25 protein-coding genes and 1 tRNA gene are annotated in these 25,935 nt (G+C 71.3%); 11 read left to right on the forward strand and 15 right to left on the reverse strand.

The window, feature by feature from the left end; all coding sequences use genetic code 11:
- Nucleotides 1–16: 16 nt before the first annotated feature.
- Complete coding sequence (locus FHS39_RS04685; protein ID WP_184346434.1) at nucleotides 17–1,363, reverse strand: aKG-HExxH-type peptide beta-hydroxylase; 1,347 nt, start codon at nucleotides 1,361–1,363, stop codon at nucleotides 17–19.
- A 160-nt stretch (nucleotides 1,364–1,523) separates the two neighbouring features.
- Nucleotides 1,524–1,658, reverse strand: coding sequence for a hypothetical protein (locus FHS39_RS25660; protein ID WP_281396768.1), 135 nt, complete (start codon nucleotides 1,656–1,658; stop codon nucleotides 1,524–1,526).
- A gap of 501 nt (nucleotides 1,659–2,159) precedes the next feature.
- Between FHS39_RS25660 and FHS39_RS04690 the strand changes: the two genes are divergently transcribed.
- Nucleotides 2,160–2,816, forward strand: a complete 657-nt coding sequence (locus FHS39_RS04690) for a class I SAM-dependent methyltransferase (protein ID WP_184346435.1) — start codon at nucleotides 2,160–2,162, stop codon at nucleotides 2,814–2,816.
- A 121-nt stretch (nucleotides 2,817–2,937) separates the two neighbouring features.
- Here the strand turns inward: FHS39_RS04690 and FHS39_RS04695 are convergent, their stop codons facing one another.
- Together FHS39_RS04695 and FHS39_RS04700 are read right to left on the reverse strand one after the other, a co-directional pair.
- The gene (locus tag FHS39_RS04695) at nucleotides 2,938–3,582 is read right to left on the reverse strand and encodes an NAD(P)-dependent oxidoreductase (protein WP_184346436.1); all 645 of its coding nucleotides are present in this window, start codon (nucleotides 3,580–3,582) and stop codon (nucleotides 2,938–2,940) included.
- Between the two features lie 6 nt (nucleotides 3,583–3,588).
- Nucleotides 3,589–4,467 carry an EamA family transporter gene (locus FHS39_RS04700; RefSeq protein WP_184346437.1) on the reverse strand — a complete coding sequence of 293 codons (879 nt, stop codon included), beginning with the start codon at nucleotides 4,465–4,467 and terminating at the stop codon, nucleotides 3,589–3,591.
- Between the two features lie 89 nt (nucleotides 4,468–4,556).
- On the opposite strand from FHS39_RS04700, the gene FHS39_RS04705 reads away from it, so the two are divergent.
- Nucleotides 4,557–5,057: a MarR family transcriptional regulator gene (locus FHS39_RS04705; RefSeq protein ID WP_184346438.1), complete on the forward strand. Its 501-nt coding sequence runs from the start codon at nucleotides 4,557–4,559 to the stop codon at nucleotides 5,055–5,057.
- Nucleotides 5,058–5,095: 38 nt separating this feature from the next.
- On the opposite strand, the gene FHS39_RS04710 is transcribed toward FHS39_RS04705, so the two are convergent.
- On the reverse strand, nucleotides 5,096–5,719 hold the full coding sequence (locus tag FHS39_RS04710; RefSeq protein WP_184346439.1) for a hypothetical protein: 624 nt from the start codon (nucleotides 5,717–5,719) through the stop codon (nucleotides 5,096–5,098).
- A 175-nt stretch (nucleotides 5,720–5,894) separates the two neighbouring features.
- Here FHS39_RS04710 and FHS39_RS04715 point away from each other — a divergent pair, with 175 nt between their 5' ends.
- Nucleotides 5,895–6,080 carry an antitoxin gene (locus tag FHS39_RS04715; protein ID WP_184346440.1) on the forward strand — a complete coding sequence of 62 codons (186 nt, stop codon included), beginning with the start codon at nucleotides 5,895–5,897 and terminating at the stop codon, nucleotides 6,078–6,080.
- Nucleotides 6,081–6,163: 83 nt separating this feature from the next.
- On the opposite strand, the gene FHS39_RS04720 is transcribed toward FHS39_RS04715, so the two are convergent.
- Entirely contained in the window at nucleotides 6,164–6,727 is a 564-nt protein-coding gene (locus FHS39_RS04720) for a GNAT family N-acetyltransferase (protein WP_184346441.1), read from the reverse strand.
- 419 nt (nucleotides 6,728–7,146) lie between these two features.
- Here FHS39_RS04720 and FHS39_RS04725 point away from each other — a divergent pair, with 419 nt between their 5' ends.
- From FHS39_RS04725 to FHS39_RS04740, 4 genes are all read left to right on the forward strand, one after another.
- A complete protein-coding gene (locus FHS39_RS04725; RefSeq protein ID WP_425507737.1) occupies nucleotides 7,147–8,694 on the forward strand; it encodes a M4 family metallopeptidase in 1,548 nt (515 codons plus the stop codon).
- Nucleotides 8,695–8,796: 102 nt separating this feature from the next.
- Nucleotides 8,797–9,291 carry a hypothetical protein gene (locus FHS39_RS04730; RefSeq protein WP_184346443.1) on the forward strand — a complete coding sequence of 165 codons (495 nt, stop codon included), beginning with the start codon at nucleotides 8,797–8,799 and terminating at the stop codon, nucleotides 9,289–9,291.
- A 99-nt stretch (nucleotides 9,292–9,390) separates the two neighbouring features.
- Complete coding sequence (locus tag FHS39_RS04735) at nucleotides 9,391–10,395, forward strand: zinc-binding dehydrogenase (protein ID WP_184346444.1); 1,005 nt, start codon at nucleotides 9,391–9,393, stop codon at nucleotides 10,393–10,395.
- Between the two features lie 120 nt (nucleotides 10,396–10,515).
- Nucleotides 10,516–12,078, forward strand: coding sequence for an MFS transporter (locus FHS39_RS04740; RefSeq protein ID WP_184346445.1), 1,563 nt, complete (start codon nucleotides 10,516–10,518; stop codon nucleotides 12,076–12,078).
- Between the two features lie 8 nt (nucleotides 12,079–12,086).
- Here FHS39_RS04740 and FHS39_RS04745 read toward each other — a convergent pair whose 3' ends face one another.
- The 4 genes from FHS39_RS04745 to FHS39_RS04760 form a co-directional block, all read right to left on the reverse strand.
- On the reverse strand, nucleotides 12,087–12,908 hold the full coding sequence (locus FHS39_RS04745; RefSeq protein WP_184346446.1) for a hypothetical protein: 822 nt from the start codon (nucleotides 12,906–12,908) through the stop codon (nucleotides 12,087–12,089).
- Entirely contained in the window at nucleotides 12,871–13,431 is a 561-nt protein-coding gene (locus tag FHS39_RS04750) for a hypothetical protein (RefSeq protein WP_184346447.1), read from the reverse strand. Before FHS39_RS04750 ends, FHS39_RS04745 begins: the two co-directional genes overlap by 38 nt.
- 18 nt (nucleotides 13,432–13,449) lie before the next feature.
- The gene (locus FHS39_RS04755) at nucleotides 13,450–14,952 is read right to left on the reverse strand and encodes a hypothetical protein (RefSeq protein ID WP_184346448.1); all 1,503 of its coding nucleotides are present in this window, start codon (nucleotides 14,950–14,952) and stop codon (nucleotides 13,450–13,452) included.
- A gap of 200 nt (nucleotides 14,953–15,152) precedes the next feature.
- Nucleotides 15,153–16,256: an aminopeptidase P family protein gene (locus tag FHS39_RS04760; RefSeq protein ID WP_184346449.1), complete on the reverse strand. Its 1,104-nt coding sequence runs from the start codon at nucleotides 16,254–16,256 to the stop codon at nucleotides 15,153–15,155.
- A 214-nt stretch (nucleotides 16,257–16,470) separates the two neighbouring features.
- On the opposite strand from FHS39_RS04760, the gene FHS39_RS04765 reads away from it, so the two are divergent.
- Nucleotides 16,471–18,630, forward strand: a complete 2,160-nt coding sequence (locus tag FHS39_RS04765; protein ID WP_184346450.1) for an MMPL family transporter — start codon at nucleotides 16,471–16,473, stop codon at nucleotides 18,628–18,630.
- A gap of 66 nt (nucleotides 18,631–18,696) precedes the next feature.
- On the opposite strand, the gene FHS39_RS04770 is transcribed toward FHS39_RS04765, so the two are convergent.
- From FHS39_RS04770 to FHS39_RS04780, 3 genes are all read right to left on the reverse strand, one after another.
- On the reverse strand, nucleotides 18,697–19,239 hold the full coding sequence (locus FHS39_RS04770; RefSeq protein WP_184346451.1) for a flavoprotein: 543 nt from the start codon (nucleotides 19,237–19,239) through the stop codon (nucleotides 18,697–18,699).
- 54 nt (nucleotides 19,240–19,293) lie between these two features.
- Nucleotides 19,294–19,842 (reverse strand): hypothetical protein, encoded by a 549-nt coding sequence (locus FHS39_RS04775; protein ID WP_184346452.1) that lies wholly within the window; start codon nucleotides 19,840–19,842, stop codon nucleotides 19,294–19,296.
- A gap of 463 nt (nucleotides 19,843–20,305) precedes the next feature.
- Nucleotides 20,306–20,378, reverse strand: a tRNA-Thr gene (locus FHS39_RS04780).
- A gap of 161 nt (nucleotides 20,379–20,539) precedes the next feature.
- Between FHS39_RS04780 and FHS39_RS04785 the strand changes: the two genes are divergently transcribed.
- The 3 genes from FHS39_RS04785 (at nucleotide 20,540) to FHS39_RS04795 (ending at nucleotide 23,096) form a co-directional block, all read left to right on the forward strand.
- Nucleotides 20,540–21,667, forward strand: a complete 1,128-nt coding sequence (locus FHS39_RS04785) for an ABC transporter ATP-binding protein (protein ID WP_184346453.1) — start codon at nucleotides 20,540–20,542, stop codon at nucleotides 21,665–21,667.
- 207 nt (nucleotides 21,668–21,874) lie between these two features.
- Nucleotides 21,875–22,291, forward strand: coding sequence for a hypothetical protein (locus FHS39_RS04790; RefSeq protein ID WP_184346454.1), 417 nt, complete (start codon nucleotides 21,875–21,877; stop codon nucleotides 22,289–22,291).
- An 82-nt stretch (nucleotides 22,292–22,373) separates the two neighbouring features.
- Complete coding sequence (locus FHS39_RS04795; RefSeq protein ID WP_184346455.1) at nucleotides 22,374–23,096, forward strand: nucleotidyltransferase family protein; 723 nt, start codon at nucleotides 22,374–22,376, stop codon at nucleotides 23,094–23,096.
- 72 nt (nucleotides 23,097–23,168) lie between these two features.
- Here the strand turns inward: FHS39_RS04795 and FHS39_RS04800 are convergent, their stop codons facing one another.
- Nucleotides 23,169–24,770 carry a DoxX family protein gene (locus tag FHS39_RS04800; protein WP_184346456.1) on the reverse strand — a complete coding sequence of 534 codons (1,602 nt, stop codon included), beginning with the start codon at nucleotides 24,768–24,770 and terminating at the stop codon, nucleotides 23,169–23,171.
- 140 nt (nucleotides 24,771–24,910) lie between these two features.
- On the reverse strand, nucleotides 24,911–25,864 hold the full coding sequence (gene rlmB / locus FHS39_RS04805) for a 23S rRNA (guanosine(2251)-2'-O)-methyltransferase RlmB (RefSeq protein ID WP_184346457.1): 954 nt from the start codon (nucleotides 25,862–25,864) through the stop codon (nucleotides 24,911–24,913).
- Between the last annotated feature and the right edge of the window lie 71 nt (nucleotides 25,865–25,935).

The raw sequence follows: 25,935 nt of genomic DNA on the forward strand, positions 1-25,935 counted from the left end.
CGCGGAGCGCGGCCCCTCACACCACGCCGTCCATGGCGGCGAGCTCCCGGCTGGACGTCTCCACCATCTCCCGCACCATCTCGTCGGGCGACGGCTTCGCGCCGGGGGCGAGCGGGTCGAGGCTGTATCCGTCGGGGGCGCGGCGCAGCAGCGCTTCGGCGATGCGCCGGCGGGTGTCGGCGAACGTGGCCGCGGCGGTGATGCCCGGACGGTCGTCGCCGGTACGGTCGTCGCCGATCACGGCCAGAATGGCACGCACCGCGGCGAGTTCGGATTCCGCGAGACCGGCCAGCTCTTCGGCCACGCCTGCCGCTGCCGGCGATTTCCGCACCCTTTCCGCTTCCCGGAGATAGCGGTGCATCAGCAGATGAAGAATGGCGCCCGGTGGAGGCGGCGCGGGATCGAGGGCCGTCAGAACGGCGCTCAGCCACTTCGCCATCGCCCGCCCTGCAGGCCCTAGTTCCGGGTCGTACGCGGTGCGGAGCTGCTCGCCCAGATAGTGCGCGCGTTCGCGTGCGGTGCGGCTGGGTGTCATACAGCCGGGAGGGATTCCGGGTTCCCGTTGTTCGGCCAGCGCGGAGAACAGCGCGAGGTGTACGTACACATGGAAAGCGGCGAACACCCGGTGCGGGTCCCAGTGGTTGGCCGCGGTGCGGCCGGGTGGATTCCACAGCGACACCACGGTGCGGAGTGCAGGCGTACGGTCGCCGTCGAGATCCGCGGCCAGCAGGGAATGCGCGTGCCGGAAATCGTAGAGCTTCTGGTGCAGGGATTCGTGCAGCAGGTGTTCCGCGACCCACCAGGGGTTGGTGAGCTGTTTCCGGTTCAGGAAGATGATTCCGGTCGTCCGGTACTGGGACGTGGACGACTTCCGCTCCCAGACCCCGGTGCCCGGGGTGAGCCCGACGACGTGGGTGTGGCTGAGGGCGCTGCGCGAGGTACCGGGCAGGAGTTCGGCGAGGATGCGGGCCGCCTGGCGGAGCATGGCGATCTCGTCGGGCGTCGGTGTGCACAGTCCGCCGCCGAATTCGCGCTCCATGATCTGCCGAAGGGCCCGTCCGAAGGCGTCGTCGGCGCGGCCCGGGTCCCACACCCAGGGGGTGCGGGCGGGGTCGCCCAGGTGGGGGCCGGTGGCGCGGACCTCCCCGGCTTCGAGCCGGTGCGCCGTCTCCTCCAGCACGTCACGGCAGATCGCCATCGGGAGGGGAGGTTCGCTGCCCATGGTGATCCTCGCCAGGGCGTGCTGCACGGCGCAGCGGACGACGGGGTCGCCGAGCACCCGGTATGCGGTGTCCTCGTCGGCCCCCTCCAGTGCGGCCAGGATCCGCCGGGCGGCGGACAGGCGGGCACCGGCCTTTGCCATACGGCGCTTCACCGCCCTGTGCATCTGTTCCCGCACATAAGCGCTGTCTCCGAATGGACGGCCTTGCGACAGAACGGCATCGAAATCCGATACGTCCCAGGCCGATACTCCGCCGGCGCCCGCCTGCTCGGTCAAGGGGATCGACTCCTCTGCGCGCTGCTTAGCTTTCTATGTTGTGGTCGTGGTCGTGGTCGTCCGGAAGCGGCGGCTCGACCAGTACGTTGACGGCGTCGTGCTGGGCCTGCAACTGCCTGATTTCCTCTTCCGACAGCTCGCGGTCGAACTCAAGGGTCACTCTTGTGACCTGCCGGCCTTCCGAAGCTCCTTGATCGGGCATGACTGCCTCGTCTCTGGCGATATCCGATGTTCCCCTGGATGTGGGCTTGGGGAGCGGGTGGGAATGGGGCGAGGAATCCATCCTCGCGGGCAACGTACGAGCCGGATTCGGGCGGGTCAATGCACGATTGCTGCTGCCCGTGGGCCCCGTGTGAAAACAAGCCAGCTCGCTCAAGAGCAACAACCGGTTGCCGTGGGCCAGGAGGGGCTCGTGCGCCGGATGGTGTGTGAGAGGCACAGCGGGTGCGGCCTGCCGACCCGGTGAAAGCGACACAAAATGGAGCCGAATACCGGGAGGCACAGCCCCCGTAATCCCTTGCGAGAAAGGCAAGTTAAGCGAACTCACGCCCGGTGCGCTGCGAACCGGGGTCGGATAGGGTCGTGCGACAGACCTCTGGGAGGAGGGCACGCCATGCCCCCGACGGATATCCCGGGAAATGCATCTTCCAAGACTTCTTATGTGACCGTGACCTTCGACCGCGCCCTCACCGCGGCCGAAGTGGAGCAGTTGAGGCGGTCCACCGACGCCAAGGGTGCCGTCCGACTGCCCCCGGACGTCGGTGCGGCCTACGAACGCGAGAGCCTGCTCGGCTTCGAGAAGTCCTCGCGGCCGGAGGCCGGCGCCCTGCTCTCCGTCCTCGCCGCGGCCGTGCCGCCGCACGGGCGGGTACTGGAGATCGGCACGGGGGCGGGGGTCGGCCTCGCGTGGATCACGCACGGCGTGGGCGCCCGCGACGACGTGGAGGTCGTCAGCATCGAGCTGGACGGCGAGCTGGCGGCGGCGGTGGCGAGGGCGCGGTGGCCGCGGTGGGTGCGCCTCGTCGAGGGCGACGCCCGGGAGGCCCTCGGCCGCCTCGGCTCCTTCGACCTGCTCTTCCTCGACGCCCCCGGCATAAAGACCCAGGGCCTGAGCGAGATCGTCGCAGCGCTGCGGCCGGGCGGCGTGCTCCTCGTCGACGACATGGCCCCCGACAACGTCGACGATCCGGCCTGGCGCGACCGCAACTCGGCGATGCGCGAACGGATCTTCGGCGATCCGTTATTGGTCTGCGCGGAGCTCACCTATTCCAGCGGGCTGATCCTGGCCACGCGACGCACGCACGCTTCACTCGACTGAGGGGGCGCGTACGGGCGGGCGCGACCGGGCGGGCGCGATCGAACCGGGGCCCGTACGGACAAGCGCATACGGGCGGACGCGAACGACCGAGCGCGATCAAACGGACACGGCCGACCGAGCCTCAGTACCCGACCGTGAACCGCTTCCGTCCGTGGCGCGGCCGTTCGGCCTCGTCCAGGAGGGCCACAGCAAAGTCCTCCATGGAGATCGCCGACGTGCCGTCGGCGCCGATGAGCAGCTCGTCGGCGCCGAGGCGGTAGCCGCCCGTACGACGGCCGGGCTCCAGGAGGGCGGGCGGGCTCACGTACGTCCAGTGCACGGCGGCATCGGCGGCGCGGCAGGCGTCCAGCTGTCCGGCGCAGGCCAGGGCGATGGGGCGCAAGGCGGCGGGGACGTAGGCCGGGTCGTCCATCACCAGGCGGCCGTCCGAGCCCGGGACGGTCAGGGTGGCGGCGCCCCCTACGAGCAGCAGCCGCACCCCACCCACCCGGACGCCGGCCAGCAACGCCTCTGCCACCGCGACGAGTTCGGCTTCGCTACCCGCCGCGGGGCGCGTCGCGCCGATCACGACGTCCTGCCCGGCGCTCAGCGCGGCCACGTCCTCTCTGTCCGCGGCATTGCCGACGCGTATGCGGACGGCGTCGGGCAGCCCACCCGCACGGGACGGGTCGCGCACGACGGCGGTCACCTCGTGACCCCGGGCCAGCGCCTCGGCGACGACGCGGCTTCCGACGTTTCCGGTCGCGCCGAATACGGTGATGCGCATGGGATTTCAGCTCCTTCGAGTGGCAGGTGAGAGTGGACGGCGCGTCTGCGCCACGATCAGTGCGGCGAGGACGACGAGCCCGCCCGCGGCCTGGGCGAGGGTGAGTTCCTGGCCGAGCACGAGCCAGCCCGCGGTGGTGGCGACCAGGGGGCTGAGCAGGCCGAGGAAAGTGACGTCCGTGGCGGAGAGGGCACGTATCCCCCGGAACCACAGCGCGTAGGCGAAGGCCGAACCGATGATCGCGAGATAGCCGTAACCGGCCAGGTTCTCGCCCGTCAGCGACGCCGGGGGCGGCCCCTCCACGAGCAGGGCGACCGGCAGCAACAGCACTCCCCCTGCGACGAGTTGCCAGCCGGTCACCGCCAGCAGCGGCGCGGGCGCCGCCCACCGCTTGCTGAGCACCACGCCGGTCGCCATGACCACCGCGCCGCCCACGGCCGCAGCGACCCCGAGCCCGTCCAGCCGCGCACCGGCCCGCAGGACGAGCAGGCTGACCCCGGCCACGCCCGCCGCCCCCGCGATCACCGTACGGAGGGAGAGGCGCTCGCCGAGCAGCCCGGCGGAGAGTCCGGCCGCCAGCAGCGGCTGCACGGCGCCGATCGTCGCCGCCACGCCGCCCGGCAGCCGGTACGCGGCGACGAACAGCAGCGCGAAGAACGCCCCGATGTTGAGCGCCCCGAGCACGAGGGCCCGCCACCACCACACGCCTCGCGGCAGCCGCCGCGTGATCGCCACCAGCACGAGCCCCGCGGGCAACGCCCGCACCACCGCCGCCAGCAGCGGACGCCCCGGCGGCAGCAGCTCGGTGGTGACGAGATAGGTGGTGCCCCAGATGGCCGGCGCCAGCGCGGTCGCCAGCACGATCCCGAATCGATTGCTTAGCACTAAGCCAATGTAGCTCAGCGCTAAGCTATCCCGGCAAGGCTCGGCCCTGGTGAGCTATCTCACCGCTAAGGCATTGCTAGGCTGAGGCCGTGGCAGATCACGTCGACCGCGTACTCGAACAGTGGGGCCGGCAGCGCCCTGACCTGGACGCCTCCCCCATGGCCATCCTCGGGCGCCTCTCGCGCCTGCAGCAGCTGGTGAGCACCGAACAGAAGCGCACGTTCGCGGCCCACGGTCTGGACGCGCCGTCCTTCGACGTCCTGGCGACCCTGCGCCGCAGCGATCCGCCGCATCTGCTGACCCCCGCCGAGCTGATGCGGTCGGCCATGGTCACGTCCGGGGCCATCACCCAGCGGCTCGACCGTCTGGAGGGCCGCGGCCTCGTGACGCGCGCGCCGAGCGAGTCGGACGGCCGCAGCGTCGTCGTCGGCCTGACGGACGAGGGCCGCGCCCTCATCGACCGCGCGCTGCCGGATCACCTCGCGACGGAGGAGCGCCTGCTCGGCGCACTCACGAGGCCCGAACGGGACGCGCTCGCGGGCGCGCTGCGGGGACTGCTGGAGTCGCTGGGCGATGCGGAAGCCCGCTAGTACGGGCCAACAGCCGCACCCCATAAGGTCCGTAACCCTCAGGCCCCGGACGGGGAGCCGGCCACGGCCCGCACCGCACCCTCGCGCCCCAGCGCCACGAACGCGGCGAAGAACAGCGCGGATCCCACCGGGATGAAGTCCAGGCTCGCCGCCATCGTCACGATGCCGAGCCCGATCAGCAGCGGACACCAGAAGCTCGCCCGGTGCTGCACCGAGAGCTGACCGACGAGCCACAGCAGGCCGACGTAGAAGAGCAGAGGACCGACGGAGTAGACGGCGGGCGTGACGCCGGGATGGCTCTGGATCTGTTCGAAGAGGCGGTCCATGCCGGCGCGGTCGGCCGAGCGGAGGGCGACGACGATGTCGATGACCGCCTGGGCGGTGACGGCCAGCGTGCCCGCCAGGCCGAGGACCGTCGCCGTACCCGCGCTCCACCGGCCCGCTCGCCCGGCCGGCTTCGTACGGCGGTGCAGATCGAGGAAGACCACGCCGAAGAGGAGCACGCCCGCCACCAGCGCGAGGTGGCCGGCGACCCAGGCGAAGCCCGGCCCGTGCTCCGGGTCCGAGAGGCGGATCAGCCCGTACGCCAGCATGCACAGCGGCGCGGCGGTGAGGGCGGTCCGGGCGACGGTGCGGCGGGCTCCCCGAGATTCTTCGATCATGATCAGATCCTGTCCGCCGGGCGCCGGGCCGGGCATCGGGAACCACCCCGAGCCGCCCCTGACGTGCCCCTGATGCGCCCCCGGGGTGCCCGCATATATCCGGTTTGCCGGGGATGCGGCACACGGCGAATGCGGCGATCCTGAATGCGTCAGGCGTTCGCCAAGGAGGTCAGCCATGTCCATGCTCGACAAGCTCAAGGGCCTGCTCAAGGGGCACGAGGACCAGGCCCGGCAAGGCGTCGAAAAGGCCGGCGACGCGTTCGACACGAGGACGGGGAACAAATACCAGAGCCAGACCGACACCACCCAGCAGAAGCTGAACGAGCAGCTCGGCAACCGCCCTCCCACGGACGAGCAGTAGACGCCGAAGGCCGCAGGGCGGGTCCCGCACCGGGGCCCGCCCTTGCCGTGCCACGCCATATGGGATTCCAGTGAGGCCCCGCCTCACCACAGCCTGTCGATTACCCCCGGATACAGCTCGATCCGGCATCCTCGGAACGCCTCCGCGTCACGCTTCGCACGGTCCGTGAAGAATGACGCCACAGTCACCTTGTCGAATCCCTCCCGGTCGCTCGGGAAGGGCTCCTGCGGCGTGCCGCCGACCAGGACCGTGCCCTCCAGCACCTGCCAGCCCGCGCCTTCATAGAAGCCGCGCAGCTCGCGATCGCAGGTGAACAGCCCCAGATCCGCACCGCGTTCGGCGATTTCCGTACGGGCGGCGGCCACGAGCCGCCGCCCGTGCCCCCGTCCGCGGTGCGCCTCGTCGGTGGCGACCGCGCTCAGCCCCGAGGCCCGGTAGGTACGGCCCCGGTGGACGATGTCCTTGGTGAGGATCTCCAGCGCGGCCGTCACCACGCCCTCCGGCGTGACGAGCAGCATGGGGACGGGCCGCAGCGCCGGGTCGTGCGGACCGGCGAGTCCGGGCCACGCCTGTTCGCGCAACTCCTCTGCCTGGACGCACAGTTCCGCGGGAACCTCCCCTTCCGTCTCATACGTTCTGACCTTCATCACCGGAACCTCACACCTCCGCTTACGCCGCTCACATCAGCGCCCTGGTAAACCCGTGGTTACACCGGCCATGCCCGTTGGTGCGCGCCATTTGTTACGGAGCCCGGTGTTCACCCTTCATTCACGAGCAGTTGAACACGTCTTCGATTCCGCTCAACTCACCGCATAGCGGAGCCAATCAACCGCTCATCGGAAAACGCCAGATCAAATCCTTGTTGCGCCCCTGTCAATGACGGGGGATCGATGGCACTCTCTCCTCAATTCACTCCTGCAGAACCCCTGCAGAACTCCTGCACCACGGGCGGCTCCACCCACCAGGGCCGCCTCAACCCCCCTCATAGGAGACAGAGTTGAGAATCGCCACCACCTCCGCCCGTAAGAACTCCCTGCGCGCCGCCGCCCTGGTCGCCTCCGCCGCGATGGTCGTCGTCGGCGTGCAGACCGGCTCCGCGAGCGCCTCGGGCGACAAGGGCCACGGCGGGCAGGCGCTCGCGCTCTCCGCCGGACAGCGCGCCTCGCTGATCAAGAACGCGCAGGGCGGCGCCTCCTCGACCGCCGCGAAGATCGGCCTGGGCGGCAAGGAGAAGCTGGTCGTCCGTGACGTCATCAAGGACGCGGACGGGACGGTGCACACCCGTTACGAGCGCACGTACGACGGCCTTCCGGTCCTCGGCGGCGACCTGATCGTGCACGAGAAGAAGAGCGGCGCGCGCAGCGTCGACAAGGCGACCGACGCCAAGATAGCCGTGCCCAGCACCTCTGCCTCCGTCGCGCCGTCCGCCGCCCGCAAGAGCGCGCTGGGCGTCGCCGCGGACGCGAAGTCCACCAAGACCGACGGCAAGGCCCCCCACAAGGTGATCTGGGCCGCCGACGGCAAGCCCGTCCTGGCCTACGACACCCTGGTGACGGGCGTCCAGAAGGACGGCACGCCGAGCAAGCTGCACGTCATCACCGACGCGAACACCGGCAAGAGGCTGTTCCAGGACGAGACCATCGAGTCCGGAACCGGCACCAGCACGTACAGCGGCAAGGTCGACATCACGACCACCCAGAACGACTCCGGCTACGAGCTCAACGACGGCGCGCGCGGCGGCCACAAGACGTACGACCTGAACCAGGGCACGGACGGCCAGGGCGCGCTCTTCACCAACGACAGCGACGTGTGGGGCGGCGGCCGCCAGTCCGCGGCCGTCGACGCGCACTACGGTGCCGCGGTGACCTGGGACTTCTACAAGAACGTGCTCGGCCGCACCGGTATCCGGGGCGACGGCCAGGCCGCGTACTCCCGCGTCCACTACGGCAGCGGCTACGTCAACGCCTTCTGGGACGACGACTGCTTCTGCATGACGTACGGCGACGGCGAGGGCGACTCGCACCCGCTGACCTCGCTCGACGTGGCCGCCCACGAGATGAGCCACGGCGTCACCGCCGCCACCGCCAACCTGCGCTACAGCGGCGAGTCCGGCGGCCTCAACGAGGCGACGTCCGACATCTTCGGCACCGCCGCCGAGTTCTACGCCAACAACCCGGCCGACCCGGGCGACTACCTCATCGGCGAGCAGATCGACATCAACGGCGACGGCACGCCGCTGCGCTACATGGACAAGCCCAGCAAGGACGGCCGCTCCAAGGACTACTGGTCCTCCTCGCTCGGCAACGTCGACGTGCACTTCTCGTCCGGCCCCGCCAACCACTTCTACTACCTGCTCTCCGAGGGCAGCGGCAGCAAGACCATCGGCGGCGTGAGCTACAACAGCCCGACCTACAACAACTCCAAGCTCGCGGGCATCGGCCGGGACAAGGCCACCAAGATCTGGTACAAGGCCCTGACCACGTACTTCACCTCCAGCACCAACTACAAGGCCGCCCGCGCCGCCACCCTCAAGGCCACCGCGGACCTCTACGGCTCCTCCAGCGCCGAGTACAAGGCGGTCGGCGACACCTGGACCGCGATCAACGTCAAGTGACCCGCACGACGTAACCGCAACACCCCCCACCGAGGCCCGCGCCCCCTTCCGTCAGGCGCGGGCCTCGCGCTTCCCCCCGCCGGGCATGACACCATCGAAGGCGTGATCGACCTCGGCTACTCGCTCTCCCGCCGCTTCCCCGACCCTCCGCAGACGGACTACCGCACCGCGGACGTCCACACACTGCGGCACGACCTCTTCTGCGGCGACGTCTACCTCGCCGACGTCAAGTCGGACCGCGAGCTGTCCACAGCCTGGGGATGGGTGCCGGTCCTCGACTTCGCCTGGGCCCTGTGCGACATCATCGAGCAGATCGACCGCGACCCGCGCGGCAATCGCTCGGCGAACACCCAGTTCGCCGAGCTGGACTTCACCGAGTCCACGGACTGCATGCTCTTCGAGCGACGCTTCGGCTGGGTGGACGTCACCGCCGACTGGGCGCCGGACGAACCCCCGCTCAACTTCAACCACCGCGCGCTGCGCCGCGAGGCCCGCGACTTCCTGCACGACCTGATCGCGGACCTGTCGGACATGCACGAGGGCCTCGCCGACAACCCCGTCGTCTGGGACCTGCAGAGCCGCTTCCCCAGGGTCTGAACCCAGAGCGGCGCCTTGACCTCAAGCATGGTTGAGGCCGAAGACTGCGGGGCACCGGCCGTTTCCGCGCCGGCGCGCCCCGCATCCCTGGAGACCGCCATGCACGCCGTACGCCTGCACACCTTCGGCCCCGCGGAAAGCCTCGTCCACGGGCCGGCCGGAGACCCCGCGCCCGGCCCGGGGCAGGTCCGGATCGCCGTGGCCGCCGCGGGCGTGCACGTCGCCGACACCGTGCAGCGCTCCGGCAGCGCGGACGGCCCGTACGCCCTGCCCGAGCTGCCCGCGATTCCCGGCCGCGAGGTCGCCGGCACCGTCGACGCGCTCGGCGAGGGCACCGACCCCGCCTGGCTCGGCCGCCGCGTCGTCGCCCACCTGGGCACCGCCCCGGCCCCCGGGGGCTACGCCGAGCTCGCCGTCGCCGACGCGGACCGGCTGCACGCCCTGCCCGAGGGGCTCGCCGAGGAGCGGGCCGTCGCCATGATCGGCACCGGCCGCACCGCTCTCGGCATCCTCGGCTTCACCGAGCTCTCCCCCGACGACGTCGTCGTCGTGACGGCCGCCGCCGGAGGGCTCGGCTCGCTGCTCGTGCAGTACGCCAAGAACGCGGGGGCCACCGTCGTCGGCCTGGCGGGCGGACCCGCCAAGACCGCCCACGTCCGCGCACTGGGCGCCGACCTCGCCTTCGACTACACCCTGCCCGAGTGGGACGAGTACGCCCGTACCGCCCTGTGGTCGCGGACCGCCACCGTCGTCCTGGACGGGGTCGGCGGGGCGGTCGCGCGGGCGGCGGTCGGGCTGCTCGGGCCCGGCGGCACACACCTGGTGTTCGGCTGGGCCTCCGGTGAAGGCGGGCCGCTCGCGCTGTCCCCCGCCGAGCTCGCCGAGCGTTCCCTCACCTCGCGCAACGTGCTCGGACCCGCCATGCTGGAACGCTTCGGCGGCGGGCTGCGCGGCCTGCGGCACCTGGAGGAGGAGTCCCTGGCACAGGCCGCCGCGGGCAAGGTCGTACCCGTGGTGCACTGCTTCCCGCTCGCGCAGGCCGCCGCGGCGCACCGGGCGCTGGAGGAGCGCCGGACGATGGGCAAGGTCGTGCTGGTGCCATAGGGAGCGCGCGGCCCCGGAGCGTGCTCCGGCAGGCGGGCGCTCGACAAGCGGCCGTCCCCCGGCGGGCCTACGCTGGGTTGCGAGCTTTCCGCACGCGGCCGGATGCGAAGGCAGGTTCCGATGAGCCCGACGAGCCAGAGCCCGGACCACACACCCCCCGTACCCGGGCCGCCCCCCGACCCCCGCCGCTGGTGGGGGCTGGTGTTCATCGCCCTCGCCCAGCTGATGGTCGTCCTCGACGCCACGATCGTGAACATCGCCCTTCCGTCGGCCCAGCGCGACCTGCACATGTCCGACGCCAACCGGCAGTGGGTGATCACCGCCTATACGCTCGCGTTCGGCGGGCTGCTGCTGCTCGGGGGCCGCGTCGCGGACCTGGTCGGGCGCAAGCGCACCTTCCTGACCGGGCTCATCGGCTTCGCGGGCGCCTCGGCGCTCGGCGGCGCGGCGCACACCGACACCCTGCTCTTCGCCGCCCGCGCCCTGCAGGGCGTCTTCGCGGCGATCCTCGCCCCGTCCGCGCTGTCCCTGCTGACCACGACCTTCGCCGACGGGAAGGAGCGCAGCAAGGCCTTCGGGATCTACGGCGCCATCGCGGGCGGCGGCTCGGCGATCGGCCTGATCGCCGGCGGGCTGCTCACCGAGTACCTCAACTGGCGCTGGTGCCTCTATGTGAACATCCCCGTCGCGCTCATCGCGTTCGGCGGCGCCACCGTCATGCTCCACGACCACCGGCCCTCGCGCGCCGACCGGCCGCGGCTGGACATCCCCGGCACGGTGCTGGGCTGCGGCGGGCTCGTCGCCATCGTCTACGCCTGCAGCGAGGCCCAGCCGCGCGGCTGGAGCGACACCCGCGTCCTGGCCCTGCTGTGCGGCGGCGCGGCGCTGCTCGCGGTCTTCGCCTGGTGGCAGTCGCGCGCCGTGAACCCGCTGCTGCCGCTGCACATCATCCGCGAGCGCAACCGGGGCGGCGCGGTGCTGACGATGGCGCTGGCGGTCATCGCGATGTTCGGCATGTTCCTGTTCATGACCTACTACCTGCAGGTGGTGCTGGGCTATTCGCCGGTCAAGACGGGCCTGGCGTTCCTGCCGATGACGGCGGCCATCGTCGTCGGCGCCACCCAGCTGTCCGCCCGGCTGATGAACCACCTGCCGCCGCGGATGCTGATCGTGCCGGGCGCGCTGCTGGCCGCTTCCGGGCTGTTCCTGCTGGTCTTCCTGCCGGTGGAGGCCGCCTACGCCTCCCATGTGCTGCCCGCCGAGCTGCTCGTCGGCCTGGGCATGGGCCTGATCTTCATGCCGGTCATGGCCACGGCGACGGCGGGTGTGGCGCCGCGCGACTCGGGCGTCACCTCGGCGACGGTCAACACCGCGCAGCAGGTGGGCGGTTCGATCGGCACGGCGCTCCTCAACACGATCGCCACCTCGGCCAGCGCCACGTACATCGCCGCGCACCTGAAGGCGGCGGCCCTGGCGGGCGGCGTGACACCGGGGGTGCGGGACTCGGTCACCAAGACGGGCATCGTGCACGGGTACCACGTGGCGATCGGCTGCGGCTCGTGCATCATGCTGCTGGCCGCCGCGGTCGCGGGCGTACTGATCACCGGCCGCGCCCCCGAGCACACGGCGGCGCAGGCCGGTCACCGGACCGATGACGACCCTCATCGGATGCGGACGGCGTGAGGCGCCGGCTAGCTCCAGAGGGCGCCCGCGGAGAGGCTCGCGCAGAAGATCAGTGCCGGGTAGGTGGCGCCGAACGCCCAGGTGAAGGTGTTGAGCCCCATCAGCACGGCGGACGCCAGGTGGAATCCGAGGCCGCCCGCGAGGATCACGTAGACGTACGGGCTCGGGGTCACGAACACCGCGACGAAGGCGCACTCGGTGACGATCACCGACCAGCCCGCGGCCGTCGCGAGCCCCGGGTGGCGGGCGACGTACGCTCCCGCGCGGGCGTGTCCGTAGACGACGGTGCGGAAGATCCCGCGGATCGCCGTGCCGTCGCGCCACATGCGGGCGGACGACTTGGCGATCCCCGCGGTCAGATAGGAGAGGCACGTCTGCGCGGCGAGGAACCACAGGGCCGCCTGCGCGGCGAGCGGCGTCCCCGCGAGCCGGGCGAGGGCGGCGGAGCCGAAGACGAGCACGGTCATCTGGTCGGCGCCGTCGTTGCCGAACGGTGAGCGCAGGCTCATCGCGGCCGAGGTCGCGGCGAGCAGCACGACCAGCGCCGTCCCGGCCCCGTCGGCGGGCGCGCCGACCGCGACGGCGGCCGCGGCGGCCAGCCGGATGCCCAGCAGGAACAGGACGGCCGGGTAGTCGAAGACCGCGGCGAGCACCGGGGCGTACGGCGCGGCCACGAGGCGGCGGCTGCGGGTCCTCGGGACGGGGTAGTTGAGCAGGCCCGCGGGCGCCAGCTGCGCCCGGGCCGCGAGGAGCTCGGCGACGGAGACGACCACGCCCACCGCGGCGATCTGCTCAACCAGCCGCAGGACCTGGAACGGCTGCTGGATCACCGTGCGCCTCCTCCACCGCGTGGAACTGGGAGCTGAACACCACGACCGGGGCGGGGGCCGACTCGGGCCCGAAGGTGCGCAGCAGCGCGAACTGGGTGCCCCTGGCGTGCGGATGCGGGAGGCCGGACACGTGGTTGAGCAGCATCAGATAGGGCACCGAGCGGTGCAGGGCGAGGGCGCCCGCCTCGTGCTCGCTCAGGGTGGAGCGCAGCCGCAGCAGCATCGAGCAGCTGTCGAAGAGGGCCTTCTTGGCGCGGCGCCGCGGGTTCCAGAGGAAGCACCACCAGGCGCGGGGCTCGACGAGGGGGATCTCCGTCCAGTCGGTGATCGTCAGATCCCAGAGCTCGTCGCGGTAGAGCAGGTGGTAGTCGAACGTCACCGGCCGGGGCGCGAAGAAGCTCCAGTTGGGGATGAGCGAGGCGGGATCGTGCCGGCGCAGCCGGCCGGCCTGGTTGCCCGGCAGCTGGCCGAGCAACGACAGCCCGAACCAGACAGTCAGCACAACCAGGCACAGCAGTGTCATGTCGCGTCCGCCATCCGGTCAGCGCCGGGCGCGCAGCGCGGTCCGGCGGGAGGCCAGGAGTTGCGCGGCGGTCTGGGCGGGCCGGAGCTGGTTGACGAGCTCGCGCAGCCGCGGCACGTCGTCGGTGTGCTGGGTGAGGATCTGCTCGACCATCAGCCCGGAGAGCTCGGCCTCGTGCTGGGCGATGGCGAGCAGCCGCTGGGCGAACCCGGCTTCGCCCTCACAGCCGGCCCCACCGGCGTCTCCGGCATCTCCGGCACCGGCGTCACCCGCGTCGCCGGCTCCGGCATCGCCCGCACCGGCATCGCCCGCACCCGCATCACCGGCCCCGGCGTCACCGGCACCCGCATCACCGGCCCCGGCGTCACCGGCGCCCACATCGCCGGCCCCGGCGTCACCGGCACCCACATCGCCGCCGATGCCCGCGTCGCCGACTGCCGCATCGCCGACGTCACCAGCACCCACATCTCCGGCGATCGCGTCACCAGCACCTGCATCGCCCGCCCCGGCGTCACCGGCACCCGCATCACCAGCACCCACATCGCCCGCGCCGACGTCACCGGCACCCACGTCACCCGCACCGACATCACCGGCACCCACGTCACCGGCACCGACATCACCGGCACCCACGTCACCGGCCCCGACAGCGCCCACACCGGCATCACCGGCACCGACACCGGCATCGCCCGCGGCCGCCGCGGCCGTGACCGTTGCCGCGTCCATGTTCGCCGCCGCAGCGCCGACCGCGGCGTCCAGCGCCGCCGTCGCGGCGCCCTCGACGCCCAGAGCGGTGACGACATCGGTGATGCCGACCCCGGCGGCCTCGGCGACGACCGCTGCCGGTACCGCCACCTCGGCCGCCGCGGCCAGCGCGACACCTGCGGCCAGAGCGGCCAGCGTCACCAAAGTGAGCGCCAGATTGTCGTCGCTCTCGGCGTCCACCACGGCGGAACCCACATTGAGTTCGAGCTGGCTCGGCGGCAGCAACTGCAGGGCCACCGCCTCGGCACGGGTGAGCGGCGGCGCCGCGCGGACGAGGAGCCCGGACAGTCCGGTGGGGCACGTGTCGATCACGTACTCGGTCAGGGTGAATCCGTCCCGCGCCAAGCGACCCCCGTTGTAGGGGAACACGACGGACACGACCTCGGTGTCCTCGGGGACGAAGAGATTGTTGACGACCGGTTTGCTGCCGTAGCGAAGCTCCGCGAAAACCGGTTCCGCAAGCATGCGGTCGACGGCTTCCGGGACGGAGAGCCGGGGGCGGAGTTCGAGACTCTCCCGGATCTCCCGCGCGATCTCCACGTCCCGCCCCGTACGCCGGACGAGCGACTCGGCGATCTCCCGGAGGCGGGGCGATCCACGCCGCGCGAGGTACAGCGTCACGGTGCCGGGCGCGGCCAGCGCGTACCGCGCTCCCGTACCGCCCGGCGGGCAGTCGAAGACCGGCAGTCGTCTCGTGCGCCGCAGCCGGCCCTCCGCCGCCAGCGCCGCTCTGGACAGAGCACGAAGATCAGTGTCCATGGCCGGACCTCGTCTCCTGTAGTTCCTTGCCGCTCACGGTAGGCAGGGACGATTCGTCTTTACAGGTGCAAGCGAGGTACATACCAGGGCGCACAGGAGTGCAGCAGAAATCCGGGAATTACGGGTTATGCACCTCCAAAAGGCCTCCGCCGCCCGAGAGTTCGTCCGCGGGGCTGCGCATCATGCGCAGCCCCGGGAACCTACTCCACCACGCGCAACTCCCGCTCCGTGTTGTTCAGCCGCCGCCCCCCGCCCTCCGTGCACACCACGATGTCCTCGATCCGCACCCCGAACCGTCCCGGCAGGTAGATGCCGGGCTCGATCGAGAAGCACATGCCCGGCACCAGGGGCAGGTGCTCGCCCTCGACCATGTACGGGGGCTCGTGCGTGGTGACGCCGATGCCGTGGCCCGTGCGGTGGATGAAGTACTCGCCGAAGCCCGCCCGCCGGATCACCTGGCGGGCGGCCCGGTCGATCTCCTGGCAGGCGACGCCCGGGCGGACCGCTTCGAAAGCCGCCTGCTGGGCCTCGCGCACCACGTCGTGGACCTTGCGCTCCTCCGCCGTCGGCTGCCCGACGTGCACCGTGCGGGTGGTGTCGGAGCCGTAGCCCTCGCGCAGGCCGCCGAAGTCCATGACGACCATGTCGCCGTCCTCGATGACGCGCTCGCCCGAGTCGTGGTGCGGGCTGGCGCCGTTCGGGCCCGAGCCGACGATCGTGAAGTCGACCTGCTCGTGGCCGTTCTCGCGCAGCAGCCGGGCCAGGTCGGCGGCCACGTCGACCTCCCGCCGGCCCGCGAAGCGCAGCTCGACGACCGCCTCGTACGCGGCGTCCGCCGCGGCCCCCGCCGCCGCGAGCCGCTCAACCTCGTACGCGTCCTTCACCGCCCGCAGCATCGGCAGCACCTCCGACAGCGCGCCGTACGTCGCGCCCGGCGCGGCCCGCTGGAGGGCCAGCAGGTGCAGCGCCCAGGTGTTGTCCGAGATGCCGTAACGTCCCTGCAATTCAAGGAGCTTGGCGGCGGCCGTGTACGGATCGTCGCCGTCGGCCCAGCCGGTGATCGCCAAAGAGCCGGCACCGGGCGCCTTTTCGGCATCCGGGCGCTCCAACTGCGGCACGATCAGCTGGGGTTTGCGGCCGGGGGCCAGGAGCAGCGCCGTCAGCCGTTCGGTGACGTGCGGCTCGTATCCGCACAGCCACACCAGGTCCGGGCCGGGCGCGACGACCAGGCCCGCCAGCCCCTCCTGGACCGCGGATCTGACGGCGCGCTCCATGCGCGCGGCATAGAACTCGACATCGGTCATGGTGGCAGCGTAATCCGCATGCAGGCGGTCGGCAGAGCGGTCTCTACCCCACGGGTGAGAGCGCCTCCTCCCACCGGAGGAGGCGTTCCCTGCCCCAGGGTCGATTTCCCCCTGATTCCCCACTGAATCCGTTGTGCCCTGGGAACCCGTTCCCTAGCGTGTTCATGCCCGTGCAGTACGCCCGTGCGACGAACGCACTTGTTGAAGGAGCACCATGTTCCGACGAGTCGGGCGGTTCGCCGTCCACCGACCCTGGCTCACGATCGCGGCCTGGATCATCGCGGCCGTAGCCCTGGCGCTCTTAGCGCCGGGACTGAAATCCACCACGGACGAAACGGAGTTCCTTCCCTCTCACTACGAATCCGTACGGGCCGGAAACCTCCAGGAAAAGTCCTTCCCGAAGACCGAACAGCCCGCCGCCATAGCCGTCTTCAAGCGCGCCGACGGCGGCAAGCTCACCCCCGAGGACCGGCGCGATGTCGCCACGGTCGCCACCGGGCTGCAGGACAAGCACCGGGACAAGGTCGGCAAGGTCGTCCCCGGCGCTGTCGCGCCCAACGGCGAGATAGCCCTGGCCAACATCATCGCCACCACCAAGAACTCCTATGACGAGAAGCTGCCCGACTCGGTCAAGCAGCTCCGCGAGGACGCCAAGCCGCTGCTGGAGAAGACCCATTTGAAGATGGGCATCACGGGGCAGGCGGCCACCACCCTCGACAGCAAGGAATCCTCCGGCAACACCGACGCCATGATCATGTCGGCGACGTTCCTGCTGATCATCGTCTTGTTGCTGATCATCTTCCGCAGCCCGCTGATCGCCATCCTGCCGGTGATCATCATCGGCATCGTCTTCACGGTCGCCACCGGCCTGATCGGCACCGCCGCCTCGGCGGGCGGGCTCAAGGCCGACTCCTCCATCAGCGCCATCCTCATCGTCGTCCTCTTCGGCGTCGGCACGGACTACATCCTCTTCCTCCTCTTCCGCTACCGCGAGCACCTGCGAGAGGGCCAGGAGCCCAAGCAGGCCCTGGTCAACGCCGTGGAGCGGATCGGCGAGACCATCGCCTCGGCCGCCGGGGCCGTGATCGTCGCCTTCCTCGCCCTGCTGCTGTCGACCATGGGCATGATGCGGGCGATGGGCCCGTCGCTCGCGATCTCCGTGGCCGTCACCCTGGTGGCCGCCCTCACGCTGGTGCCCGCCGTCTTCTCGCTGCTCGGCCGCAAGGCGTTCTGGCCCTCCAAGGCGTGGCAGAAGCAGCCGCGGAATCGTTTCGCGAACGGCGTCGGCGGCCTGGTCTCGCGCCGCCCCGGCGTCGTCGGCGTGCTCTCCGCGGCCGTCCTCGCGGTGCTGGCCGTCGGCGCGTTCGGCTTCAAGTCGGAGTTCGACACCACCAGCCAGCTGCCGCAGAAGCTGGAGTCCGTCCAGGCCATGAAGGACATGCAGCGCGGCTTCGCCGCGGGCCAGTCCGACCCGGCCATGGTCTACCTCAAGTCGAAGGACGGCGCCCGTCTGGACAAGGCGCAGCTCGACGCCTTCCGCGCCAAGCTCGCGGAGATCGACGGCGTGGGCCAGACCGCGCCCGCCGTCGCCAACCCCGACGGCACCGTCGCCCAGTACAGCGTCATCCTCAAGTACCGCCCCACCGAGGACAAGGCGATCGAGCTGGCGGGCGGCGATCTGCGCGACGCCGCGCACAAGGCCGCGCCCTCCGGCACGGAGGCGGTCGTCGGCGGCACCTCCGCCGTCCTCGCCGACATCGAGGACGCCGTCGCCCACGACTACAAGCTCGTCTTCCCGGTCGCCGGGCTGGCCATCATGATCATCCTCGGCCTGCTCCTGCGCAGCCTGGTCGCCCCGCTGTACCTGATGATCTCCGTGGCCCTGGGCTTCGGCGCCACCCTGGGCGCCACGGTCTGGCTCTTCCAGGACATGCAGCACAAGCACGGCCTGCTCTTCATGCTGCCGGTCATCGTCTATCTCTTCGTCGTCGCCATCGGCACCGACTACAACATCCTGATGGTCGCCCGGCTCCGCGAAGAGGTCCGCAAGGGGGTCTCCGCCCGGCAGGCGATCCGCACGGCCGTCTCGCAGTCGGCGCCGACCATCGCCTCCGCCGCGATCATCCTGGCCGGCACCTTCGGCGTGCTGATGCTCGCGGAGAACTCGATGCTCCAGCAGATGGGCTTCGCGGTGGCGTTCGGCATCCTGCTCACCGCCTTCGTCATGGCGATGCTGCTGGTGCCCACGATCACCTCGCTCCTGGGCCACAAGGCCTGGTGGCCGGGCCACCAGGACGCCCCGCGGGAGGCCCCCGCCCCCCTCACCGAGGGCGGCCCGCAGCGGACGGCGGACAGCACTCACGCACACCGCTAGAACCCGAGCAAAACGACAAGGAACCGCAGGCCCCGGAAGGGGGCCTGCGGTTCCGTCGCTTCGCGGCTATGCAGGAAGGGCATCGATGGCGGCCTGCCACGGGTACGCACCGAGGTTGCCCTGCTTCGGCTTGTGAGGGGCGAATCCGCCTTCGCCGAGCAGGACGGTGACGCCCGCGCCGCGCAGGGTCTCGACGCTGCGAGGTACCGCAGGGTGCAGAGCCTGAGCATCGTTCCAGTGCGGCAGGGCGACGGTGGGGAGTCCGAGGCCGATGCCCTCGGTGATGAGTCCCAGGGCAAGGGTGTCGCTGATTCCGGCCGCCCACTTGTTGAGGGTGTTGGCCGTCAGCGGCGCGACGAGCATCGCGTCCGGTGCGGGCAGCACGTCCTCTTGCGACGGCAACTTGTACTGGTGGCGGATGGGGTGACCGGTCAGCTCGCGGAGCCGGTCGATCTCCCCGTCTGCGTCCTCGGTGGCCCACCGGTAGGCCGATGGGGTGAAGATCAGGCAGACGTCCCAGTCGGCGGCCTGCGCGGCGCGGATGGCGACGTCGACGCGACGAGCGGGCGGGGCGGCGCCGGCGATCAGGTACAGGGTCCGGTTGGTCATCCGGGCAGTCCACACCGTCCGGCCAGCGCCCGGCAAGGTGTGCTGCCTGGCGGCTCAGCAGGCTGGTACATGACCATAATCGCTCAACAGGCCGTCCACCTCCGGCACGGCCGAGAAGGGCTTGAGGCGGCGCGAAACGACACGCGACCGCTCGGCTGTACGCTCGCTGGCCACTCCGGCGGACAGGATGCGACGCGCCTCTTGCGCTGCCTGCTCGGGCTCGTTCGCGTCGGCAAGGGCAGCGTTGGCGAGGGCAACGCTTTCCCGTTCGCGTCCGGTGTTGCTCCACTGGTAAGCGAGGCTCCCCGCGAGGTTGCCGACAAGCGTGGAGTCCCCGGTTTCGCGTGCGGCGGAGATGCCGAGCCGGTATGCCTGCTCCGCTCGTCCGTACTGGCCTGCGTCACTCTCGATCCATCCGGCGATTTGCGCGATCTCGCCGATCTGGGCGAGCAACGCTCGTCCCACCTCTCCAGAGTGGCTGCTCTCGCGGAAAAGCCGTACAGCCGCGCCGAGTTCACGGATGGCCGGGGCGAGCAGGTCACTGCCGGCCAAGACGTCGTCAGCGAGCCTCAACCCGTGGGCCCGGTCTGCGAGGCTCGACACGCTTTCCCAACCGATACGCCGACCGCCGCCGCCCCCCGCGCTCCCAACGGGACACCTCGTTGCGCGTCAGCGTTGAAAGCCCCGACAGCGTGCACAGCCTGTCGGCCAGCTGCCGCTGGCCTCAGGCCGCACCCACCACACTTGCCGCGCCGCCCGCGCGCCACAATCGCCGACGCCACAGCCTTTGGCTCCCCGGACGCCGGTGCCACCGCGTCTCCACGAGCGGCCGGTCGACAGCGGCAGCGGACCCGGGCCCATGTTGTGGGTGACGGCGCATGGCATCGACATCCGCACTCGCCGGCCGCAAGGCAGGGAGACGGGCCGATGAGCACCGGCGAACACAACGCGGTGCCCGAGACGGGTTCATTCGTTGTGGACGTCGTCCGCGAAGGCAGGCACCACCTTCGGCACCGATACGAGAAGAAGGCCCAGGTCAGCGCATAGCTGACCTGGGCCCTGGGAGAGCCGCCTGTCGGACTCGAACCGACGACCTTCGCTTTACAAGAGCGGTGCTCTACCAGCTGAGCTAAGGCGGCGTGCGAAACGCAGTCTACCCACACCCACTTCGTGACCCGCCACCTGCTGACAACGCCTTCGGGCCCCGGTAGCGTCACCCTCACCCAGCCCGATTGGACTGGACCACTCCCTCTACTCGGATCGTCCGGCACGTTCCTGCCGGTGAAGGGATCACATCACCATGGCCACGGTCACCTATGAAAAGGCCACCCGGATCTACCCGGGTGCCGACAAGCCCGCCGTCGACCAGCTGGACATCGCCATCGAAGACGGGGAGTTCCTCGTCCTCGTCGGGCCGTCCGGCTGCGGCAAGTCCACCTCGCTGCGGATGCTGGCGGGGCTGGAGGACGTCAACGGCGGATCGATCCGGATCGGCGACCGGGACGTGACGCACCTGCCGCCCAAGGACCGGGACATCGCGATGGTGTTCCAGAACTACGCGCTGTACCCGCACATGACCGTGGCCGACAACATGGGCTTCGCGCTGAAGATCGCGGGCGTGCCGAAGGCCGAGATCCGGCAGAAGGTCGAGGACGCGGCCCGCATCCTCGACCTCACCGAGTACCTGGGGCGCAAGCCCAAGGCGCTCTCCGGCGGACAGCGCCAGCGCGTCGCGATGGGGCGCGCGATCGTGCGCGAGCCCCAGGTGTTCCTGATGGACGAACCGCTCTCGAACCTCGACGCCAAGCTGCGCGTCCAGACCCGCACCCAGATCGCCGGCCTGCAGCGCCGCCTCGGGATCACCACCGTGTACGTCACCCACGACCAGGTCGAGGCGATGACCATGGGCGACCGGGTGGCCGTGCTCAAGGACGGCCTGCTCCAGCAGATCGACTCGCCGCGCAATATGTACGACCGTCCCGCCAACCTCTTCGTCGCCGGCTTCATCGGCTCCCCGGCCATGAACCTGGTCGAGGTGCCGATCACCGACGGCGGTGTGAAGTTCGGCAACAGCGTGGTGCCCGTATCGCGCGAGGCGCTGGGCGCGGCGGCCGACAAGGGCGACCGGACGGTCACCGTCGGCGTCCGGCCCGAGCACTTCGACGTCGTGGAGCGCACCGGCGACCAGTCCGCCTCCCTCTCCAAGGACGCGCCGGCGGGCCTGGCCGTCACCGTGAACGTCGTCGAGGAGCTCGGCGCCGACGGCTACGTCTACGGCACCGCCGAGGTCGGCGGCGAGCAGAAGGACCTCGTCGTGCGCGTGGGCGGGCGCAACGTCCCGGACAAGGGTTCGGTGCTGCACGTCGTGCCGCGGCCGGGCGAGCTGCACGTGTTCTCGACGTCCTCCGGCGAGCGCCTGAGCGACTGACGCACGGCCTCCGCGAGTCGGAGCGAAGCCGGTGCGGCCCCGCGCCCGTCAACAGGGCGTGGGGCCGCACGGTTAAGAAATACCCCGGCACTCTCCCTCATTTCGACGCTCATGCGTCAACTTCATATCCGCACCTTTGGACAGTGGGGTCCCTCGACCGAGTGACTAAATGTCGCCCCGTCATTACCCCTCGCTACCATCTGCGGCATGAACCAGGCCGCCCGCCGCATCGGCAGAACCCTCGCCCTTGTCCTCCCAGTCGTCCTTGTGCTCTCGGGGACTCTCGCGGTCACCCGCGTCCCCTGGGCGGCGCCGACCGCCGAGTCGCAGGTGCTCACGGCGTCGTCCGACACCGCCTCCACGCAAGCCAAGGCCCGCGCCCCGCACGAGGTGCTGCGCGACCGCCTGCTCGGCGAGCTCCAGGAGAAGAACCCCGGGGTCGCGCTCACCGACCTCCAGGTGGCGACCAACGGCCGCCCCTCGCTGGCGCAGCACTGCGCCGAGATCGCCCGCGCGCTCGGCCGTGCCGCGGTCGCCAAGTACCACTCGGTCAAGCAGGCGCAGGCCTACGCACGGCCCGTCTGCGACACCGCCTTCGCCTCCGGCGTCGTCCAGGACCACTGAGGCGCCACGCAGACCTCCGGGTACGGCCCCGGGTGCGCCACCGGCCGCACCGCCGCTCGCGGCACGGCATATCGTGCGGGGCATGACCGGCACGCACCCCTACCCGTACCCCGCGCAAGCCGTGATCCTGGCCGGCGGCCAGGGCTCGCGGCTGCGGCCGTACACCGACGACCGTCCCAAGCCGATGGTCGAGATCCCCGGCACGGGGATCCCGATCATCGGCCATCAGCTTGCCTGGCTCGCCGCCGAAGGCGTCACTGACGCCGTCGTCTCGTGCGGCCATCTGGCCGAAGTCCTGCAGGACTGGCTCGTGTCGGCCGATCTGCCGCTGCGGGTGACCACCGTGGTGGAGAAGGAGCCGCTCGGCCGGGGCGGCGGCCTCAAGTTCGCCGCCGCCTCGCTGCCCCGCCCCGACGAGCCCTGGTACGCCACGAACGGCGACATCTGGACCCGCTTCTCGCTGCGCGAGATGGCGGCCTTCCACCACGAGCGCGACGCCACGGCCACCCTGGCGCTGGCCCGGCCGCGCATCCCGTGGGGCGCGGTGGAGACGGACGAGTTCGGTCACGTCCTGGACTTCATCGAGTCGCCGCCCTCGCCCTATCTGATCAACGCGGGCGTCTACGTCTTCTCCCCCGGCTTCACCGCGCTGCTGCCGGACCGGGGCGACCACGAGCGGACGACCTTCCCGCGGCTGGCCCGTGAGCGCCGCCTGGCCGGCTTCCCGCTGCCGCACGGCGCGTACTGGCGGGCCATCGACACGGCCAAGGACCTGACCGAGGCGGCCAAGGAGCTCGCCCGGTAGCAACAAGGATGCAAAGCAGTGGCCCCGTACCCCTCACATCGAGGGATACGGGGCCACCGCCGTACGTGCGGCTCAGCCGAGGAGCCCCCCGAGGGCGCCTCCGCCGCGCGAGCCGCCGGAGGAACCGCCGGACGAGCCGTCGCCCCCGGAGCCGCCCTCGCCGGAGCCGGTCGACGTGGCGCCCGAGGAGCTGTGCTGCGGGGCGGCGGGGGCCGGGGCCCGGTGCGGGGTCTGGGCCGCGGAGTGGCCGCTGCCGGGGGTGGTGCCGGGCTGGCCCGCGCTGCCCGCCGAGGAGTGCACGGTGCCGGGCGCGGCCGGGGTCGCGCCGGGGGTCGGGGTCTTCTTGGCCGTGGCGCTCGGCTTGGGCGTGCCCGCGACGGCCGGACCGTGCGAGCCGCGCGGTGTGGACGAGGAGGGCCGCTGCGGCAGCGGGGAGCCGGGCAGGCTGTTGGCCGGCGGGGCGGCCGGGCCGGGCGTCTGGGCGACCCGCGAGGAGCGGACCGCGCCGCCCAGCATCGAGCCCACCAGCAGCGACAGGCCGATGATCACGGTGGCCATCGCGGTGCCGCGGCGCAGCACGCGCCGCCGCAGGTCCCACAGCTCGGCGCGGGGGCCGAGCCGCCGCCAGGCCTCGCCCGCCAGCCGTCCGTCGACGGAGTAGAAGGGGGCTCCGGCGATGACGAGGGGGCTCCAGGCGGCCAGGTAGATGATCTCGGGCGCGTCGTAGACGGGCGCGCTCTGCCAGCTGACGGTCACCAGCAGGATGGCGGAGAGCAGCGCGCCCATGCCGGCGGCGAGCCGCTGCCAGAGCCCGAAGATGGTGAGGACGCCGACGACCACCTGGAGGAAGGCCACGGTGAGTCCGGAGCCGACGGGGTGGCTGAGGGCGAGCTGGCGCAGCGGGGAGGCGACGGCCCACGGGTGGAGCTGGGTCAGCCAGGTGACCATGGAGCCGCGCTTGCCGCCGTCGAAATAGACGGGGTCGCAGAGCTTGCCCATGCCCGCGTAGACCGAGATCAGGCCGAGGAAGATACGCAGCGGCAGCAGGACGACGCCGAGGTTCATCCGGCGGCCGGGGTAGTAGGCGTGGCGGACGGAGTCGCCGTGCCGGGCGCGCCTGGGGTCGTCGTCCTCGTCGAAGCCGTCTTCGAAGCCGTCGTCGTCGGGGTCGGGGGCGTCGTGCTCGGGGTGGCCGTAGGGCTCTTCGTCGTACACGCCGTGGGTCGGGCGCACGCCGTGCAGGAGCCCGGTGGGGGCGGCCCGGCCGTCGGCGGGGCCCCGGGGGCCGATGACGGTGGTGGGGGCGTCGTCGGCCGTGATGCGCGGCAGCACCTGGGTGGCTCCGGCGTCCCCCGCCCCGGTGGCCGAGTCCCTGATGGCCTCCAGGAGTTGGGTGGATGCCGAGTCGCCGGGCCCGGTCCGCCCGCTCCACACCACGGGGGCACGGCGCTTGGCCGCACTCTTGACGCTGGGCATCCGCTCGGTGTCCACGCCGCCGGCGAACTGCCGGGCGGTGCGCGGGGGCCGGGCGAGCTGCACGCGGAAACTCAGGTGGTTGACGGAGACCTGCGCCGGGTCGGACGGAACCTTCACCGTACTCAGCGCGGGCTGATCGTCGTACCCCGAAGAGCTTCCCCCCATAGGTGTGCGGGGTGTTCTGGTGTCCACACTCATCTAACCGAGTGACCGGAGGTTAGGACACTGCTTGGACCGCCCGGATGTGTCCGAGACCCGTCAAGATCAACTACAACGGCGCGGTGGCCGGGGGAAGTCGATCTCCCCGGCCACCGCGCCGAACACCTCGGGACGGGCCGTCACGCGCGGCGGCGGGCCGCCTCGTAGAGCACCACGCCCGCGGCGACACCGGCGTTGAGCGACTCGGCGCCACCGGGCATCGGGATCCGGACGCGGTAGTCACAGGTCTCGCCGACCAGGCGGGACAGACCCTTGCCCTCGCTGCCGACGACGATGACGACCGGGCCCTCCAGGGCCTCCAGTTCGTGCAGCTCGACGTCGCCGTCCGCGGCCAGGCCGACGACCAGGAGGCCTTCCTTCTGGTACGACTCGAGCATCCGCGTCATGTTCGTCGCACGCGCGACCGGCGTACGGGCGGCGGTGCCGGCGGAGGTCTTCCAGGCGCTGGCCGTCATCCCGGCCGCGCGGCGCTCGGGCACGACCACGCCGTGACCGCCGAAGGCGGAGACGGAGCGGACGACCGCGCCGAGGTTGCGCGGGTCGGTGATGCCGTCGAGGGCGACGATCAGGGCGTCCTCACCCAGGTCGGCCGCGGCGGCGGTCAGGTCCTCGGGGTGCGCGTAGTCGTACGGCGGAACCTGCAGGACCAGGCCCTGGTGGTTGAGGCCGTTGGTCATGCGGTCGAGCTCGGGACGGGGGGCCTCCATGAGGTTGAGGCCCTTTTCCGTGGCGAGCTGCAGCGCCTCGCGGACGCGCTCGTCGTTGTCCAGGAACTGCTGGACGAAGAGCGTGTTCGCGGGGACGCCCTCGCGCAGCGCCTCGACGACCGAGTTGCGGCCGACGACCAGCTCGTTGGTGCCCTTGGGACCGCCGCGGCGGGGGGCCGGGCGGCGGGTGTCGGTCCGCCTGGCCTGGGCGTTGGCGAGGCGGTTCTTCTTGTGTCCCTTGCGGGCGGACGCGGGCGGGGTCGGGCCCTTGCCCTCCAGGCCTCGGCGCCGCTGGCCGCCGCTGCCGACCGTCGCGCCCTTCTTGTTGGACGTGCGGCGGTTCCTGCGCTGGCTGTTGCCGGCCATGGGGTCACCTATCTCTTTTACTGCTCAGAACCGCATGGGGTGCGGCTCAGTAGACGTACGTACGAAAAGTG

This window comes from Streptomyces olivoverticillatus (assembly GCF_014203555.1).
GTDB classification, from domain to species: domain Bacteria; phylum Actinomycetota; class Actinomycetes; order Streptomycetales; family Streptomycetaceae; genus Streptomyces; species Streptomyces olivoverticillatus.

What these genes read in the sequence shown, in the direction of transcription:
- FHS39_RS04685 (WP_184346434.1), bottom strand. Translation starts at nt 1,363, where the DNA reads ATGGCAAAGGCCGGTGCCCGCCTGTCCGCCGCCCGGCGGATCCTGGCC.
- FHS39_RS04695 (WP_184346436.1), bottom strand. Translation starts at nt 3,582, where the DNA reads ATGCGCATCACCGTATTCGGCGCGACCGGAAACGTCGGAAGCCGCGTC.
- FHS39_RS04710 (WP_184346439.1), bottom strand. Translation starts at nt 5,719, where the DNA reads ATGATCGAAGAATCTCGGGGAGCCCGCCGCACCGTCGCCCGGACCGCC.
- FHS39_RS04715 (WP_184346440.1), top strand. Translation starts at nt 5,895, where the DNA reads ATGTCCATGCTCGACAAGCTCAAGGGCCTGCTCAAGGGGCACGAGGAC.
- FHS39_RS04720 (WP_184346441.1), bottom strand. Translation starts at nt 6,727, where the DNA reads ATGAAGGTCAGAACGTATGAGACGGAAGGGGAGGTTCCCGCGGAACTG.
- FHS39_RS04725 (WP_425507737.1), top strand. Translation starts at nt 7,147, where the DNA reads ATGGTCGTCGTCGGCGTGCAGACCGGCTCCGCGAGCGCCTCGGGCGAC.
- FHS39_RS04735 (WP_184346444.1), top strand. Translation starts at nt 9,391, where the DNA reads ATGCACGCCGTACGCCTGCACACCTTCGGCCCCGCGGAAAGCCTCGTC.
- FHS39_RS04740 (WP_184346445.1), top strand. Translation starts at nt 10,516, where the DNA reads ATGAGCCCGACGAGCCAGAGCCCGGACCACACACCCCCCGTACCCGGG.
- FHS39_RS04750 (WP_184346447.1), bottom strand. Translation starts at nt 13,431, where the DNA reads ATGACACTGCTGTGCCTGGTTGTGCTGACTGTCTGGTTCGGGCTGTCG.
- FHS39_RS04755 (WP_184346448.1), bottom strand. Translation starts at nt 14,952, where the DNA reads ATGGACACTGATCTTCGTGCTCTGTCCAGAGCGGCGCTGGCGGCGGAG.
- FHS39_RS04760 (WP_184346449.1), bottom strand. Translation starts at nt 16,256, where the DNA reads ATGACCGATGTCGAGTTCTATGCCGCGCGCATGGAGCGCGCCGTCAGA.
- FHS39_RS04765 (WP_184346450.1), top strand. Translation starts at nt 16,471, where the DNA reads ATGTTCCGACGAGTCGGGCGGTTCGCCGTCCACCGACCCTGGCTCACG.
- FHS39_RS04770 (WP_184346451.1), bottom strand. Translation starts at nt 19,239, where the DNA reads ATGACCAACCGGACCCTGTACCTGATCGCCGGCGCCGCCCCGCCCGCT.
- FHS39_RS04785 (WP_184346453.1), top strand. Translation starts at nt 20,540, where the DNA reads ATGGCCACGGTCACCTATGAAAAGGCCACCCGGATCTACCCGGGTGCC.
- FHS39_RS04790 (WP_184346454.1), top strand. Translation starts at nt 21,875, where the DNA reads ATGAACCAGGCCGCCCGCCGCATCGGCAGAACCCTCGCCCTTGTCCTC.
- FHS39_RS04795 (WP_184346455.1), top strand. Translation starts at nt 22,374, where the DNA reads ATGACCGGCACGCACCCCTACCCGTACCCCGCGCAAGCCGTGATCCTG.
- FHS39_RS04800 (WP_184346456.1), bottom strand. Translation starts at nt 24,770, where the DNA reads ATGAGTGTGGACACCAGAACACCCCGCACACCTATGGGGGGAAGCTCT.
- rlmB (WP_184346457.1), bottom strand. Translation starts at nt 25,864, where the DNA reads ATGGCCGGCAACAGCCAGCGCAGGAACCGCCGCACGTCCAACAAGAAG.